The sequence below is a fragment of the Streptomyces dysideae genome, from assembly GCF_001514305.1.
Classification (GTDB): domain Bacteria; phylum Actinomycetota; class Actinomycetes; order Streptomycetales; family Streptomycetaceae; genus Streptomyces; species Streptomyces dysideae.
On the sequence record NZ_KQ949077.1, the window covers coordinates 344,773 to 359,085 of the forward strand.

Annotated in this window: 16 protein-coding genes and 1 pseudogene; 6 read left to right on the forward strand and 11 right to left on the reverse strand. The window is 71.6% G+C overall.

Translation table 11 applies throughout. From position 1 onward, the window contains the following. Nucleotides 1-181 precede the first annotated feature (181 nt). Nucleotides 182-967: a hypothetical protein gene (locus AQJ91_RS07960; protein ID WP_067017836.1), complete on the forward strand. Its 786-nt coding sequence runs from the start codon at nt 182-184 to the stop codon at nt 965-967. A gap of 18 nt (nt 968-985) precedes the next feature. On the opposite strand, the pseudogene AQJ91_RS07965 reads toward AQJ91_RS07960, so the two are convergent. Further along, a pseudogene (locus AQJ91_RS07965) lies at nt 986-1,111 on the reverse strand (DUF7737 domain-containing protein); the annotation flags it as partial. Between the two features lie 59 nt (nt 1,112-1,170). Continuing rightward, complete coding sequence (locus AQJ91_RS07970) at nt 1,171-1,611, reverse strand: hypothetical protein (RefSeq protein WP_067017840.1); 441 nt, start codon at nt 1,609-1,611, stop codon at nt 1,171-1,173. Between the two features lie 132 nt (nt 1,612-1,743). Here AQJ91_RS07970 and AQJ91_RS07975 point away from each other — a divergent pair, with 132 nt between their 5' ends. Further along, nucleotides 1,744-2,151, forward strand: a complete 408-nt coding sequence (locus tag AQJ91_RS07975; RefSeq protein WP_067017842.1) for a VOC family protein — start codon at nt 1,744-1,746, stop codon at nt 2,149-2,151. A 68-nt stretch (nt 2,152-2,219) separates the two neighbouring features. After that, nucleotides 2,220-2,951, forward strand: coding sequence for a TetR/AcrR family transcriptional regulator (locus tag AQJ91_RS07980; protein WP_067017844.1), 732 nt, complete (start codon nt 2,220-2,222; stop codon nt 2,949-2,951). A 34-nt stretch (nt 2,952-2,985) separates the two neighbouring features. Here the strand turns inward: AQJ91_RS07980 and AQJ91_RS07985 are convergent, their stop codons facing one another. Further along, nucleotides 2,986-5,439 (reverse strand): MMPL family transporter, encoded by a 2,454-nt coding sequence (locus AQJ91_RS07985; protein ID WP_067017846.1) that lies wholly within the window; start codon nt 5,437-5,439, stop codon nt 2,986-2,988. A 169-nt stretch (nt 5,440-5,608) separates the two neighbouring features. Here AQJ91_RS07985 and AQJ91_RS07990 point away from each other — a divergent pair, with 169 nt between their 5' ends. Beyond that, on the forward strand, nt 5,609-6,298 hold the full coding sequence (locus tag AQJ91_RS07990) for a response regulator transcription factor (protein ID WP_067017848.1): 690 nt from the start codon (nt 5,609-5,611) through the stop codon (nt 6,296-6,298). Next, nucleotides 6,295-7,749 carry a sensor histidine kinase gene (locus AQJ91_RS07995; RefSeq protein WP_067017850.1) on the forward strand — a complete coding sequence of 485 codons (1,455 nt, stop codon included), beginning with the start codon at nt 6,295-6,297 and terminating at the stop codon, nt 7,747-7,749. The genes AQJ91_RS07990 and AQJ91_RS07995 overlap by 4 nt, the downstream gene beginning before the upstream one ends. Nucleotides 7,750-7,763: 14 nt before the next feature. On the opposite strand, the gene AQJ91_RS08000 is transcribed toward AQJ91_RS07995, so the two are convergent. From AQJ91_RS08000 to AQJ91_RS08010, 4 genes are all read right to left on the reverse strand, one after another. Further along, the gene (locus AQJ91_RS08000) at nt 7,764-8,171 is read right to left on the reverse strand and encodes an ATP-binding protein (RefSeq protein WP_067017852.1); all 408 of its coding nucleotides are present in this window, start codon (nt 8,169-8,171) and stop codon (nt 7,764-7,766) included. 96 nt (nt 8,172-8,267) lie between these two features. Continuing rightward, nucleotides 8,268-8,423 (reverse strand): hypothetical protein, encoded by a 156-nt coding sequence (locus AQJ91_RS53420; RefSeq protein ID WP_159054508.1) that lies wholly within the window; start codon nt 8,421-8,423, stop codon nt 8,268-8,270. Further along, nucleotides 8,420-9,676, reverse strand: a complete 1,257-nt coding sequence (locus AQJ91_RS08005) for a metallophosphoesterase (protein WP_067017854.1) — start codon at nt 9,674-9,676, stop codon at nt 8,420-8,422. Before AQJ91_RS08005 ends, AQJ91_RS53420 begins: the two co-directional genes overlap by 4 nt. Before the next feature lie 46 nt (nt 9,677-9,722). After that, a complete protein-coding gene (locus AQJ91_RS08010) occupies nt 9,723-9,965 on the reverse strand; it encodes an SCO4848 family membrane protein (RefSeq protein WP_067017856.1) in 243 nt (80 codons plus the stop codon). A 91-nt stretch (nt 9,966-10,056) separates the two neighbouring features. On the opposite strand from AQJ91_RS08010, the gene AQJ91_RS08015 reads away from it, so the two are divergent. Continuing rightward, nucleotides 10,057-11,346 carry a D-alanyl-D-alanine carboxypeptidase family protein gene (locus tag AQJ91_RS08015; protein WP_067018066.1) on the forward strand — a complete coding sequence of 430 codons (1,290 nt, stop codon included), beginning with the start codon at nt 10,057-10,059 and terminating at the stop codon, nt 11,344-11,346. Here the strand turns inward: AQJ91_RS08015 and AQJ91_RS08020 are convergent. From AQJ91_RS08020 to AQJ91_RS08035, 4 genes are read right to left on the reverse strand one after another with little or no spacing between them, the layout of a single operon-like run. After that, entirely contained in the window at nt 11,300-12,262 is a 963-nt protein-coding gene (locus AQJ91_RS08020; RefSeq protein ID WP_067017858.1) for a YihY/virulence factor BrkB family protein, read from the reverse strand. The two genes, AQJ91_RS08015 and AQJ91_RS08020, sit on opposite strands and share 47 nt — an antisense overlap. Further along, nucleotides 12,250-12,687, reverse strand: a complete 438-nt coding sequence (locus AQJ91_RS08025) for a GtrA family protein (protein WP_067017860.1) — start codon at nt 12,685-12,687, stop codon at nt 12,250-12,252. The genes AQJ91_RS08020 and AQJ91_RS08025 overlap by 13 nt, the downstream gene beginning before the upstream one ends. Then, nucleotides 12,684-13,667 (reverse strand): decaprenyl-phosphate phosphoribosyltransferase, encoded by a 984-nt coding sequence (locus tag AQJ91_RS08030; protein WP_067017862.1) that lies wholly within the window; start codon nt 13,665-13,667, stop codon nt 12,684-12,686. The genes AQJ91_RS08025 and AQJ91_RS08030 overlap by 4 nt, the downstream gene beginning before the upstream one ends. Continuing rightward, nucleotides 13,660-14,214: a phosphatase PAP2 family protein gene (locus AQJ91_RS08035; protein WP_067017864.1), complete on the reverse strand. Its 555-nt coding sequence runs from the start codon at nt 14,212-14,214 to the stop codon at nt 13,660-13,662. The genes AQJ91_RS08030 and AQJ91_RS08035 overlap by 8 nt, the downstream gene beginning before the upstream one ends. Between the last annotated feature and the right edge of the window lie 99 nt (nt 14,215-14,313).

Here is a 14,313-nt window from a genome sequence, read left to right on the forward strand (position 1 = left end):
CTGACGGTTCCTTCGATACGGCGGTGAGGGCCCCGTTTCCCGGGTTGGTACCGGGGCGGGGCCCTCCGTCGTTCACCTGCACCGGGCATCGACTACGCGATCAGGACACCGAAGGCGTCTTCACCGGCCAACTCCTATGTGGGCACTGTGACTTGAGTGACCCCAGTTGCAAACTGACCCCATGGCACTCGCACCCCTGAGGAAAGCCGCCGCCGCGCTCTGCGCCACAGCGGCGGTACTGATCGCGATACCCCCCACTGCCTCCGCGGCCCCTTCCCCCTACGGAACGCTGGCCCGGGAGAGCTTCGACCGTCTCCCTCTCGGCCCCGTCGCCTCCGGCCACGGCTGGACCACCGACGCGTCCAACGGCACACTCACCGTCGCCCCCAGCTCCGCCGGCCACGGTCGCGAACTCCGTATCCGTACCGAGGGCAACGGCCGGGCCTTCCTCGTCTTCGACCAGCTGACGCCGCCCGGCAACAGCTACTGGGCGCGGATGCGGCTGCGCGTCGCCGAGTTCCCGACCGCCCCCGACTGGGCGCACTGGACCATCGCGGAGGCGTCGGGGTCGGACGCGGCGACCCTGGTGCGTCCGCTGGGCGGCCAGTACGCCCCCACCGACAAGGGCAACTTCTGGGGCGTCGGCTCCGACCTCGGCTCCACGGGCGACTGGACCGCCTGGAAGACCTCCGCGCCGGCCGCCGCCGGGAAGTGGCAGTGCGTCGAGTTCCATCTGGACGCCACCGACAACCGCGTCACCGTGTACCTGGACGGCGAGGAGCAGTCCGGCCTCACCGTCTCCACGAAGAACCACGGCGGCACCGCGGACGACTTCGTCTTCCCGACCTTCGACAAGCTGAAGCTGGGCTGGCAGCTGTACCAGGCCGACCCGGCCCCGTCGTCGTACGACGTACGCCTGGATGACATCGCCGTGAGTACGAGGAGGGTGGGCGGCTGCGAGGGCTGACCCCACGGCCGCCGCGGGCTACAGCCGGCTGAGGATCGTCGGGTCCGTGATCTTCGTGTCCTCGGCCAGCATCATCGCCTTGCTCAGGATCACCGCGAGCATGCGGTCACCCTCGTAGGGCAGGTACCCGGCCTGCGGGGCGGCGGGGCCCGGCAGGTCGCGAGAGACGGTTGGGAGGAAGGGTGACGGGGGGGGCGGCCGCCTCACTTCGCGGGACGCCTGCTCCACTCCCGGGCCCCGGCCCTGCGCATCAGGCCCACCGCCGACTCCGCGTCGCCGGTCATCAGCGGATGCACCAGTTCGACGTACCGGAGCTGGCCCGTCAGGGACTTCTTCATCCGCTTCACGCTGCGGGCGCTGAACGACACGCCGCCCCGTTTCCCGACGGCGCCCGCGGCGACGGCGAGCTTCTCGACGCCGATCTTGTACAGGGTGGATTCCGTCTCGCGGCAGGCGTGGATCTCCACGTAACCGTCCCACAGGCCCAGGACGACCTCGTACTTCACGCCGGTGCCGGTGTACGTCGCGACGGCGAGCGGAAGCCCCGACTCCCGTTCGCCGGGCCCTTCCAGCCCCAGACCGTCCGCGACCTCGGCAAAAGCCGCCCGCACCTCTTCGAAGAAGACCTTCGCCCCCGGAACCATCCACGCCCCCTGCGCTGCCGCAGCCCTGAAGGCGAATCAGCGTACCGGCGGAAGCGGCGCCGCCTCGGCCCAATGAGTGACCTCGCGGTCCGGCCGCCCGGCAACCGGCACCCCCGCACCTAATCTGATGGCATGTCAGATGACCAGTCGTACGAGCTGCTCGGCTTCGACAACGTGCTGTTGCCCGTCGGGAACCTCGAAGAGGCCGTCGGATTCTACGAGCGTGCCGGGTTCGCGGTGGGGTTCCGGCTCGACGAGGCCGGGATCGCGTTGCTGAAGGTCGGGGGTGAGACGCCCGGGATCCTGCTGCGGGCGGAGGAGGCGCTGGGGCACCGTCCGCCGCCGTGGCCCGCCACGCGCGTGTGGCTGGAGGTACCGGACGCGCGGGCGGCCGCGAAGACCCTGGCCGCGGCGGGGATCGCGCTGCTCGACGCGCCCTTGTCCGTCGCCACCGGCTGGACCGTCGAGGTCGCCGATCCGTGGGGCAACGTCGTCGGGTTCACGGACTACTCCAAGCGTCCGGAGCTCGCACGGCGCTGACGGCTCCGCGTCCCTCACCCGCCGGGCTGTGAGAGCGGCGCCCGAGCCACTGGTTAGGCTCTCTTCCCGTGCCTGCGAACACCGACGGCCCCGGCGAGGGCGGTACTCCGAGCAAGTCCGAGCAGACCCGTGCGCTGATCCTGGAGACGGCCATGCGACTGTTCCAGGAGCGCGGCTACGACAAGACGACGATGCGGGCCATCGCCAAGGAGGCCGGGGTCTCCGTCGGCAACGCGTACTACTACTTCGAGGGCAAGGAGCACCTGATCCAGGGCTTCTACGACCGGATCGCCGCCGAGCACCAGGTGGCGGTCCGGGAGGTGCTGGCCCGGGAGACCGATCTGGAGGCGCGGCTGGCGGGTGTGCTGCGGGTGTGGCTGGACATCGCCAGGCCGTACCACGAGTTCGCGGTGCAGTTCTTCAAGAACGCCGCCGATCCGGACAGTCCGCTCAGCCCCTTCTCGCCCGAGTCGGAGCACGCGCGCGTGGAGGCCATCAGCGTCCACCGCCAGGTGCTGGCCGGCGCGAAGACCAAGGTGCCGACGGAACTGCGGGACGTCCTGCCCGAGTTGATGTGGCTGGCCCAGATGGGGCTCGTGCTGTACTGGATCTTCGATCGGACCGAGGGGCGTGAGCGCAGTTACCGGCTGGCCGAGCGCGGTGCCCGGCTCACCGCGCGTGGCGTCTCGCTGGCCCGGTTCCGGGTGCTGCGGTCCCTCGTCCTCGAGGTGCACGAGCTGTTCACGGACTTTCTGCCGGGGATGACCAAGGCGATGCCGGATCCGGCGAAGAGGACGTGAGGGGCGCCCGCACACGGCAGGCGCCCCCGGACGCTCAGCTGACGGCGTCCACTTCCCCCTCCGCGAGCTCCACGTCGTACACCAGTGGCCCGTCCGCCACGACCACGTGGCCCGCGCGCGAGCCGTACGGCGCGGCCGTCGTCGACACCAGATACGCCCCCGGTGCCGGGACCGAGAGGATGTAGGAGCCGTCGGCCAGGGAGTTCACGCGGTCGAGCTGGCGGCCGCCCTTGGACAGCAGGGTCACCGCCGCGCCCCCCACCGGTTCGCCCTCGACGGTGCGGACGAAGCCGTGGACGACCGAGGCGGGGCCGTCCGGTGCGGGCGCCGCGGGCGTCTCCTGGGGGTCGGCCTCCTCCTTCGGCTCCACCGCCAGATGCGGCAGCCGCTTCTCCAGCCCGGCCGGCAGCCACCAGTTGGCCTTGCCGATCAGATGCATCGCGGCCGGCACCAGCGCCGTACGCAGGATGAACGCGTCCAGGGCAACCGCGGCGGCCAGGCCGACGCCCGCCATCGCCGCCCCGTAGTCACCGCTCAGCACGAACGCCAGGAAGACACAGACCATGATCAGGGCCGCCGAGTTGATGACCCTGCTGGTCTCCGCCAGCCCGACCCGCACCGCGCGCGCGTTGTCCTTCGTGTGCACCCACTCCTCGTGCATCCGGCTGACCAGGAACACCTGGTAGTCCATGGAGAGGCCGAACAGCAGGGACAGCATGATGATCGGCAGGAAGGCGGCGATCGGGCCCTCCGTGCCGAGGCCGAGCAGGTCCAGGCCCCAGCCCCACTGGAAGATCGCGACCAGGACGCCGAAGGAGGCCGCCGCCGCGATCAGGTTCATCAGGGCCGCCGTCAGCGGCACCACCAGGGAGCGGAAGGCGACCAGCAGCAGCAGGAAGCCCAGGCCGATGATGGTGGCGATGAAGAGGGGCAGCCGGTCGGCGGTGACCGACGCGAAGTCCTTCGACACCGCCGTCACCCCGCCGACGTGCGCCTCCACACCCGCGTCCACGATCACCTCGTCGCGCAGGGTGTCGATGAGGCGGTCCGTCTCCACGGCCTGCGGTGAGGTGGTCGGGACGACCTGGATGACCGTGACGCCGTTCGCGGGCGGTACCGAGACGGCCTGGGCGACGCCCTCGGTGTCCCGGATGGTGGCCACCAGGGCGTCCGTCCCGTCGCCGTTCACCACCACCTGGAGGGGGCCGTTGAAGCCGGGGCCGAAGCCCTCGGCGAGCAGGTCGTACGCCTTCCTGGTGGTTGTCGACGCCTCGTCGTTGCCCTGGTCGATGGTGCCGAGGCGCAGCGAGAGGACGGGCAGCGCGAGGACGGCCATCGCGACGAGGGCGAGCAGCGCCACGGACCGGGGGCGCCGCTCCACCGACGTCGACCAGCGGGCCGCGAGCCCGCTCGGGCGGTCCCCCCCGGCGCCTCCCCCACCCTCGGCTTCGCTCGAGCGGGAGGTACCCCCGTCGGCGAGCTTGCGGCGCTGGCGACGGCTGAGCACCCGGTGGCCGAGGATGCCGAGCATCGCCGGCAGCAGCGTGACCGCCGCGAGCACGCTCAGGACGACGGTCAGCGAGGTGCCGATGACCACGCCGTCCAGGAAACGCAGGTTCGTCACCAGCATCCCGGCGAGCGCGATGCACACGGTGCCGCCCGCGAACAGCACCGCCCGGCCGGAGGTGTTGAGAGCGGTGACCGCCGCCTCCTCCGGGTCGGCGCCACGCAGGATGCCGCGCCGGTGCCGGGTGACGATGAACAGGGCGTAGTCGATGCCGACGCCGAGGCCGATCAGCGTGGAGAGCAGCGAGGCCAGTTCGGGCACGTTCGTGACGTGGCTGAGCAGCTGCGTCGAGAACAGCCCCGTACCCACACCGAACACCGCGATCAGGATCGGCAGCAGCATCGCGAACAGCGAGCCGAACGCCAGGAACAGCACGATCGCGGCCGCCCCGATGCCGACGAGCTCGGCCGTGCCGGTCGGCGGCTCCTGGACGCGCATGATGGCCTGGCCGCCCAGCTCGACCTCCAGGCCGGCGCGTTCGGCGCCCTGCGCGGTGTCGACGACGTCCTGGACCAGGTCCTTCGGTACGGCGTTCGCCTGCTCGGCGAAGGTGACCTGCGCGTACGCGATCCGTCCGTCCTCGCTGATCTGCGCCGCGCCCCGGTCCCCGTAGGGGCTCGCGACCTCACCGACCCCCTTCATCGCGCCGATCTCGTTCAGCGCGGGCTCGATCCGGGACCGTACGGACTCGTCCCGCACCGATCCCTCGTCCACCTTCCACACCACCGTGTCGGTGTCGCCCGCGCGCTCCGGGAAGGCCTTCTGCATCAGGTCGTACGCGCTCTTGGAGTCCGTGTTCGGCAGGGAGAAGACGTCCGCGTAGCTCGTGCCCGCGGACGAACCCGCCGCGCCCAGGCCGAACAGCGCCCCCACCCACAGCAACAGGACCACCAGCCGGTGCCGATAGCACCACCGTGCCAATGCCGCCACGCTCAACAGCTCCTTAGTCGGTCGTCGGTCGGTCCCCCAGGTCCTGGGCAACAGAATTGGCCGCGGCACGCGTGCGTGGACACGTCGCGGCCATGACTCTCAAGGAACTCCAAGGCACCGAACCCGCCCGGCTGTCAGTGGTGGCGCCGATACTGGGGGCATGACGACGGCTCCAGGCACCGTGCTGGTCGTGGAGGACGAGGAGAGCATCGCCGACGTCCTCGCCATCGCCCTGCGCTACCACCGGTTCGAGGTGATGATCGCGGCGACGGTCCGCGAGGCCCTGGCGCTCACCGAGCGCACCCGGCCCGACGTGGCGCTGCTCGACGTGATGCTCCCGGACGGCGACGGGCGGGCGCTGGGGCGTGAACTGCGCGAGCGGCGGCCCGACCTGGCGCTCGTGTTCCTCACCGCGCGCGACGCCCCGGCCGAGATAGTCGGCGCCCTCGGCTTCGGCGACGACTACATCACCAAGCCGTTCAACATCGACGAGGTCGTCGCCCGGATCACCGCGGTCCTGCGCCGCACCCGCCCGGCCGACGTCCTGCCGCAGCGTCCCCCGCTGCGCTACGGCGACCTGGAGCTCGACGAGACGACGTATTCGGTGCACCGCGCGGGCCGCACCGTCGAGCTCACCCCCACCGAGTACGCCCTGCTGCGCTTCCTGGTGCGCAACGGCGGCCGGATCGTGTCCAAGGAGCAACTCCTGCGCCACGTCTGGCAGTACGAGCACGCCCCGCCCGAATCGACCGTCGTGGAGACCTACATCAGCTATCTGCGGCGCAAACTGGACGCCCTGGGACCGCCGGTGATCACCACGCGGCGGGGCGTCGGATACGGGCTGGCATGAGGTTCTCCGGGCTGCACTGCCCGCGCGGCATCCACTCGCTGCGCGGCAAGCTCACGCTGGCGAACGTGGCGCTGCTCGCGCTCGGCATCGTCGCGGCGACCGCGGTCAGCGTGATGGGCATGCGGTACTACCTGCTGGACCAGATCGACGCGGAGCTCACCAAGACCCGGGACTCGCTGGGCGGTTCGCGGCTCACCCTGCGGGAGATCGACTCGCTGAGCATGCTGGGCTTCGTACGGGACCGGCTCGTCCAGGAGCAGTCGGACGAACAGCCGCGGCCCGACTCGCTCTTCGCCGCCGTCGACGACCGGGGCGAGCCCATCGGCCTCCTCGGCTTCGAGCCGACCGCCGCGCAGCACGCCTTCGCCGACGCGGTCGACGACCCGCGCGCGCTGATCGACGACCCCGAACCGCACGACGTCCGCGTCCAGGACGCCGACTACCGCGCCTCGGCGACCCGGCTCGCCGACGGCACCTACATCCTGCTCGCCACCTCCACCGACGGCCTCCGCAAGGGCGTCGCCAAGGCCGTCAAGGCCGACCTCGCCATCGGCGCGCTGCTGCTGGCGCTGCTCGCCTGCCTGACGATGCTCAGCGTCAGCCGCCGGATGCGGCCGCTGGAGGACATGGTGGAGACGTCGTCGGCGATCGCCGAGGGCGACCTGACCCGGCGCGTCCCCTCCAGCCGCGAGGCCACCCTGGAGGTCGAGCAGCTCCGCCTCGCCCTCAACTCCATGCTCCACCAGGTCGAGTCGGCGTACCGCACCCGCGAGCACAGCGCGGCCCAGCTGCGCCGCTTCGTCGGCGACGCCTCGCACGAGCTGCGCACCCCGCTGTCCGCGATACGCGGCTACCTCCAGCTCTACGACAAGGGCATGCTCACCGACGCGGGCGAGCGCAGGCGCGCCTGGGACCGGATGAACGGCGAGGTCGACCGCATGGGCCGGCTCGTCGACGAGCTGCTCACCCTGGCCCGCCTCGACCAGCGGCCCGAACTGCGCTTCCGGAACGTCGATCTGAGCCGCCTGGTCCGCGACGCCGCCGAGGACCTGCGGGTGCAGCAGCCGCGCCGGCCGCTCACGGTCGACGCCGACGGCGCCCTGCTGGTGCGGGCCGACGAGTCCGGGCTGCGGCAGGTGCTGGGCAACCTGCTGGGCAACGTACGCACGCACACACCCGCCGATGTGCCGGTGCGGCTCGGGGTGGAGCGGGCGGACGGGGTCGTACGGCTGTGTGTCGAGGACAAGGGTCCTGGGCTGTGCGGGGAGGACGCGGCGCGCCTCTTCGACCGGTTCTTCCGGGCCGGCGGAGGTGCGGGCAGCGGTCTGGGGATGGCGATCGTGCAGGGTGTGGTGACGGCCCACGGCGGCGAGGTGGCGGTGCGGACGGCGCCGGGCGAGGGGCTGGCGGTGACGGTGACACTGCCGGCGGGAGCGTCACCACGGCCGTAACTCACCTGGATTGCTCATGGTTCGGCGTTGGCGAGGATCAGGGCCCACACCGTCTTCCCGTACCGCCCCCTGCTCCACACGCCCCACGCGGCGGCGATGTGCTCCACGAGATGCAGTCCGCGGCCGGTCTCCTCCCACTCCCCCACCACCCGTGACCGGGGTTCGTGCTGCCCCTCGTCCGACACCTCGATGAGGCAGGAGCCGTCGGCGAGGGCGGTCACCGCGACCTCGAACTCGCGCTCCAGGAGCGGGCCGTGGCGTACGACGTTGGTGGCCGGCTCGGAGACGAGCAGCACGGCGTCCCCCAGCGCCGCGTCCTTCGGCCCGTGCCCCCAGTCGGACAGATGGTCCCGGACCCGGCTCCGGGCGAGACCGACGGAGGCCGGGTGCCGGGGCAGCCGGAAGGAGTTGCGTCTCGACACGTTTGCTCCTCACCCCGCGCACACTGCCAACACATGGTGCAGCGCGGGGCGCCTACCCGGCATCACAGGGGCGAAGGTCAGGGGCGCGAGATCGCGTCAGATCCAGTTGAGACGCCAGAACCGGAAGACACCGGTGCCGTCCGACAGGTACTGGCCATCGCCGACGTCCTCGCTGGTGACGACGTACCGCTCGCGGTCACCCTGTCCACTCGCCACCGTGATCCCCCGCCCGAAGTCGAGCCGTGCCGTCACGCCTGCCGTGACGCGAGTTCGATCACCGTGATGTCCGACGGGGCTCCCACGCGCGTGGGCGGGCCCCAGGCGCCCGCGCCACGGGTGACGTACAGCTGGGTGTCGCCGTAGCGCTCCAGGCCGACCACTGTCGGGTTCGCCGCTGCCGCGAGGAGGTGGCCGGGCCAGAGCTGGCCGCCGTGAGTGTGGCCGGAGAGCTGGAGGTCGACGCCGTGGTCGACGGCGTCGTGGATCTGGACCGGCTGGTGGGCGAGCAGCACGCACGCGCGTGCCTTGTCGCGGTCGCCGAGCGCCTTGGCGAAGTCGGGGCCCTGGCCCTCGCTCTCGCCCGACACGTCGTTGACGCCGGCCAGGTCGAAGTACGGCAGTTCCCGGCGGGCGTTCTCCAGCGGGATCAGGCCGAGGCGGCGTACCTCCTCGACCCACTGCCCGGCGCCGGAGAAGTACTCGTGGTTGCCGGTGACGAAGTAGGCCGGCGCCTTCAGCTGGGCGAGCGGGGCGGCGGCCGGGCCCAGGTCCTTGACGCTGCCGTCCACCAGGTCGCCGACGACCGCGACGAGGTCGGGCTGCGTCGAGTTGATCGTGTCGACGACCTTCTGCGCGAAGCCCCGGCCCAGGACCGGGCCCAGGTGGATGTCGCTGACCACCGCGATCCGGTAACCGTGCGCCGCCCGCGGCAGCCTGGCCAGCGGCACGGTGACCCGCTTCACCTTCGGGCCGCTCAGGACGCCGTACGTGCCGTAGCCGACGGTTCCAGCGGCTGCCACGGCGGCGGCTCCGCCGACGACCCGGGAGACGAAGAGGCGGCGGGAGGGCAGCGTGAGCGGGCTCGACGGCCCCTCGGCGGCGGGCGGGGTGTCCGGGGTCGCCGGGGGCGCTCCCACGGGTACCGGTTCCGGCTCCGGCTCCCGCACGGCGGTCTCCGTACGGGCCCGCCGTTCCAGCAGCCGACGCAGCAGCGGCCGTACGACCTCACCCGCCACCAGCGCCAGCAGCAGGTATATCGACAGCGCCAACCACAGGAAGCCCGGCCAGGCCAGGGTCTGCTGGAGCCAGAAGGGCGCGCCGGTGCGCTCGGCGACGAGAGCTCCTACGGCCAGCGCCCAGCCGCCGGCGACCAGCACCCCGCCCGCACGGCGCATCCAGCCCGGACCCCGCGTGGTGTCGCGGAACAGGCGGCGCCACACGTACCAGTTGGCCGTCACGAGGACGGCCAGTACGAGAAGCGCGACGAGCACGAAGACGATCACCACGCGGGTGTCTCCCCTTTTCTTGTGACCTGTTGTTGTGGCCGGCCGGTCATGACGTCTGACGCAGTGCGCGTACTCCGCGCAACCCGATGCCCCCGACGACCGTCCCCAATACGAAGGAAACGACGGCGAGCAGCAGGTGCACCCAGAAGTACGCGGTCGGGTCACCCGCGTCGTCGAACGCGAGCCCGCTGCCGTCCTTGACGAGGTTCTTGACGAAAGTGATCCAGATGACCCAGCTCCACACCCCGAAAGCGAGCAGGAACCAGGAGACGGGGCGGCTGAGCTTCATACGTTCAGTATCACCGGCGGGTGTCCGGTTCCGTGGCCGGGGTGGGGAGGTGGACGGGACTTCGCGCCGTGTGCCCTGTACGTTCTCGATCGTGCCCGCTCCCCAGAAGACCGCCAGGCGATACCTGCTGGTCACCTCCGCCGTCCTGTCGTCCCTCGCGCTGGCATCCGCGCCCGCGGTCGCGGCCCCGAGCCCCTCGCCGAGCACCAGCCCGTCGACGAGCCCCTCGGCCACTCCCCCGGCGAACATGTCGACCGTGGGCGGCGCCCGGCTGGGACAGCCCGGCACGCAGGTCAACCTGGCCAGCGGGGTCCCGGTGCTGCCCAAGGACCTCTCCGCCCGGTCGTGGATCGTCGCCGACGCCGAGTCCGGCGAGGTCCTCGCCGCGCACAACTCGCACTGGCGACTGGCGCCCGCGAGCACCCTGAAGATGCTGTTCGCCGACACCGTGCTGCCGCGGTTCCCCGCCACGACCGAGCACAAGGTCATCCCCTCCGACCTGGCGGACGTCGGGTCCGGCTCCAGCCTGGTCGGCATAAAGGAGGGCGAGACGTACACCGTCCACGACCTGTGGCTCGGGGTGTTCCTGCGCTCCGGCAACGACGCCGTGCACGTGCTGTCGAAGATGAACGGCGGCATGGACAAGACCGTCGAGGAGATGAACGAGCACGCCGAGGAGCTGCAGGCCCTCGACACGCACGCGGTCTCCCCGGACGGCTATGACGCCGCGGGGCAGGTCTCGTCGGCGTACGACCTGACGCTGATCGCCCGTTCCGGGCTGCAGAAGAAGGATTTCCGCGAGTACTGCTCGACCGTCACCGCGAAGTTCCCGGGCGAGACGAAGAAGAACAAGAAGGGCAAGTCGGTCCGCGGGTCCTTCGAGATCCAGAACACCAACCGGCTGCTGAGCGGCGACTCCGGCATCTCCGTCTACCAGGGCATCGCGGGCGTCAAGAACGGCAACACGACGAACGCCGGCGCGACCTTCACCGGGGTCGCCGAACGCGACGGCACGGTGCTGCTCGTCACGGTCATGAACCCGGAGAAGGACGAGCACAACGAGGTCTACAAGGAGACCGCCAAGCTCTTCGACTGGGGTTTCAAGGCGGCCGGCAAGGTGCAGCCGGTGGGTGAGCTGGTGCCGCCGAAGAGCGCCCAGGCCAGCGCCCAGCCGGGTGCGAACGACTCCGGCGAGGCCGGGGGCTCCGGGGACGGCGTGGCGTCCGGGAAGCCCGCGGCGAGCGCCTCGGTCGCGAGGGGTTCGGGCGGCATGGGGATCGCGCTCGCGATCACCGGCGGGGTGCTGGTGCTGCTCGCGGCGGGCGCGTTCCTGGTCAACCGCCGGTGGCCGCTGCCCGACCTGGTGCGCCGTCGCCGCTGACGCCGGAGGTGCCTGGGGTGCCTGGGGTGCCTGGGGTGTCGGGGGCGTCGGGGGCGTCGGGGGCGTCCTCCTTGCTCTCCGTCGCCGTCCAGGCGGCGCAGAACACGACCAGCTTCATGGTGAAGTTGATCCACAGCAGCAGGGCGACGGGCACCCCGAACGCGCCGTACATGCTCTTCCCGGCCACCCCCTGCATATAGCCGCTGAGCAGCACCTTCAGCAGTTCGAAGCCGATCGCGCCGATCAGCGCGGCCACCATCAGACGGCGGCGCGGCGGTTCGACGCCGGGCAGCAGGGTGAGGACGTACAGGAGCAGCAGGAAGTCGGCCGCGACGGCGACGGCGAACGCGACGATCCGCAGCAGGACCCCGCCCCAGCCGCCCTCGTCGATGCCGATCCGCTCGGTGATCCAGCCGACCATCGCGGAGGCCACGGTGGAGGCCGCGAGCGTGACGAGGACGGCGCCGCCCAGGCCGACCAGGACGCCCGCGTCCTTGGCCTTGCGCAGGACGGGGTTCTCCTCGTCGTCGGGCAGCTCCCACACCGCGCGCAGGCACTCGCGCACGGAGCCGACCCAGCCTATGCCGGTGAACAGCAGCAGGGCGCCGGCGATGAGGCCCACGGTGCCGGCGTTCTCCACCAGGCCGCCGATGTTCAGCTGGTCGGAGATGCCGGGCACCTGCTCGGCGATCTTGTCCTCCAGCTTGTCCTGCTGCTCCTTGCTGAGCGTCGCGGCGGCGATCGCGGCGGCCACGGCGAGCATCGGGAACAGCGCGACGAAACTGGTGAACGTCATCGCGGCGGCGAGCCGCGTCCACTTCACCCGGTCCATGCGCTCGAACGACCGCCACGCGTGCGTGGTCGCCAGCCGGGTGAACAGTGGCCCCACGACGGGGAGTTCTTTCAGCCAGTCCATGATCCAACCCTGCCCTCCGTACGGAAGACCCATGTCCGAGTGCCCCAGAACCGCAGAACAGTCGCCAGCACCATGCCGATCCCGGCCCCGGAGACGGTGTCCGCGCGCTGCGAGGTGAGGCCGAGGCCGTAGTGACTCACGACGAGGCACAGGAGCTGTACGGCGGCCCCGGCGGCGTTGACCGCGAAGAACACGGCGCAGGGGCGCAGGCCCTTCGGCCGGCTGTGCCGGTAGGTGCCGAGCGCGTTGCCCGCGTACGCCACCGAACAGCCCGCGACGAAGGAGAGCACCTTGGCGGTGAGGGGGTCGAGGGCGGCCGGGCCGCGCAGGCAGGTGAAGAGGGAGAGGTCGACGGCGTAGGCGAGGAACCCGACAGACGCGAAGCCCAGCAACTCACGCCGGCCGGCCCACGCGCGCGTGCTCACCAATTGGCCACTGCCAGGCCGTACATCGCGATCCACACGACGCCGATGAAGGCGAGCGCGCGGTCGCGCAGGACGACGTCCTCGGGTTCGCCGGCGGTGCCGCGGTCGGCGAAGACGGCGTACCGCAGGACGGCGAGGATGAAGGCGACCATGGACAGCTGCCGCCAGGGCAGCACGCTGGTGTTCGGCACGCCGCCCTCCTCCAGCGCCCACAGGCAGTAGCCGAGCACGGCGACTCCGGCCGCCAGCTGCCAGACGAAGCGCAGATAGCCGGTGGTGTACTCGGTGAGCAACGCGCGTGTGGCGCCCGCTTTCCCGGCCATCTGCACGGCCTCGGAGTAGCGCTTGGCCGACACCATGAACAGCGCCCCGAACCCGGTCGTGATCAGGAACCAGCGCGACAGCGGGATGCCGAGCGCGAGCCCGCCGATCATCGCCCGCATCAGGAACCCGGTCGTGACGACGACGAGGTCGACGACGAGGACGTGCTTGAGGCTGACGCAGTACGCCAGTTGCATGCCGAGGTACGCGGTCAGCAGGGCCGCGACGAACGGCGAGGTCAGCCAGGCCGCGGCGGCGGGCGCGAGGACGGCGAGGACGCCGCCGACGCCGTAGGCGACGGGTACGGGGACCTGTCCGGTGGCGACCGGGCGGTGGTGCTTGGTGGGGTGCGCGCGGTCGGCGTCGGCGTCGCGGGCGTCGTTGATCAGATAGACGGCGGCGGCACAGGCGGTGAAGAGCACGAAGACGAGCGCGAGTTGGGTGAGCACGTGCGCCGAGAAGAGCCGGCCGGCGGCGGCCGGGGCGGCGACGACGAGGACGTTCTTGACCCACTGCTTGGGGCGCGCAGTCCTGAGCAGGCCCCTGAAGAGGCCGCCTTTGCGGGGTGGGGGCGCGGCGTGCTGCAGGGGCGTGCGCTGCTCGTCAAGCGCCGCCTCCCGGGTGCGCGCGGCGCCGGTGAGGGGCGCTGCCTCAGTCATGCGCGCCCCTTCTCATCCAGCGCGACCCGATGCGCGCCGTGAGCGCCCCCAGGGCCGCGCCCGCCGCCACGTCGGAGGGGTAGTGCACGCCGACGACCAGGCGGGACATGCACATCGCGGCGGCGAGCGGCGGGATCGCGTACGCCCCGAGCGTGCCGTAGGCGACAGCGGCGGCCGCGGCGGAGGTCGCGTGCGAGCTCGGGAAGGAGTGCCGGCCCGCAGTGGACACGCGGGGCTCGACGTGCGCCGGACGCGGACGGCGCACCACCCTTTTCACGCCCATGCTGACAAGGTGCGCGCCCGCGGTGAGCGCCGTGCCGCGCAACCAAGCGCCGCGCCGCGCGCCGTCCACGGCGGCCCCCGTGAGCCCCACCGCCAGCCACAGCGCCCCGTGCTCGCCGGCCCAGGACAGGGCACGCGCGGCGGCGGCGACGCGCGGACCGCGTCCGCGCGCGTGGAGCGCCGAGAGGATGCGCTGATCCGCTCCGCGGAGGCCGCGGTCCACGCCCCGGCGGCTTCGATGATCCATGTCGTCGAGGTGGTCCATGTGGACTCACTGTTCACGTCGACACCGCCGGAACTCCGGCAATATTGAGCGACATCCCACTAATCACCCATTTCGGGGAGTGTGAGGATGTTACGTAAC

Coding starts and splice junctions, on each gene's coding strand:
- AQJ91_RS07960 (WP_067017836.1), top strand. CDS start 182: ATGGCACTCGCACCCCTGAGGAAAGCCGCCGCCGCGCTCTGCGCCACA.
- AQJ91_RS07970 (WP_067017840.1), bottom strand. CDS start 1,611: ATGGTTCCGGGGGCGAAGGTCTTCTTCGAAGAGGTGCGGGCGGCTTTT.
- AQJ91_RS07975 (WP_067017842.1), top strand. CDS start 1,744: ATGTCAGATGACCAGTCGTACGAGCTGCTCGGCTTCGACAACGTGCTG.
- AQJ91_RS07990 (WP_067017848.1), top strand. CDS start 5,609: ATGACGACGGCTCCAGGCACCGTGCTGGTCGTGGAGGACGAGGAGAGC.
- AQJ91_RS07995 (WP_067017850.1), top strand. CDS start 6,295: ATGAGGTTCTCCGGGCTGCACTGCCCGCGCGGCATCCACTCGCTGCGC.
- AQJ91_RS08010 (WP_067017856.1), bottom strand. CDS start 9,965: ATGAAGCTCAGCCGCCCCGTCTCCTGGTTCCTGCTCGCTTTCGGGGTG.
- AQJ91_RS08020 (WP_067017858.1), bottom strand. CDS start 12,262: ATGGACTGGCTGAAAGAACTCCCCGTCGTGGGGCCACTGTTCACCCGG.
- AQJ91_RS08030 (WP_067017862.1), bottom strand. CDS start 13,667: ATGACTGAGGCAGCGCCCCTCACCGGCGCCGCGCGCACCCGGGAGGCG.
- AQJ91_RS08035 (WP_067017864.1), bottom strand. CDS start 14,214: ATGGACCACCTCGACGACATGGATCATCGAAGCCGCCGGGGCGTGGAC.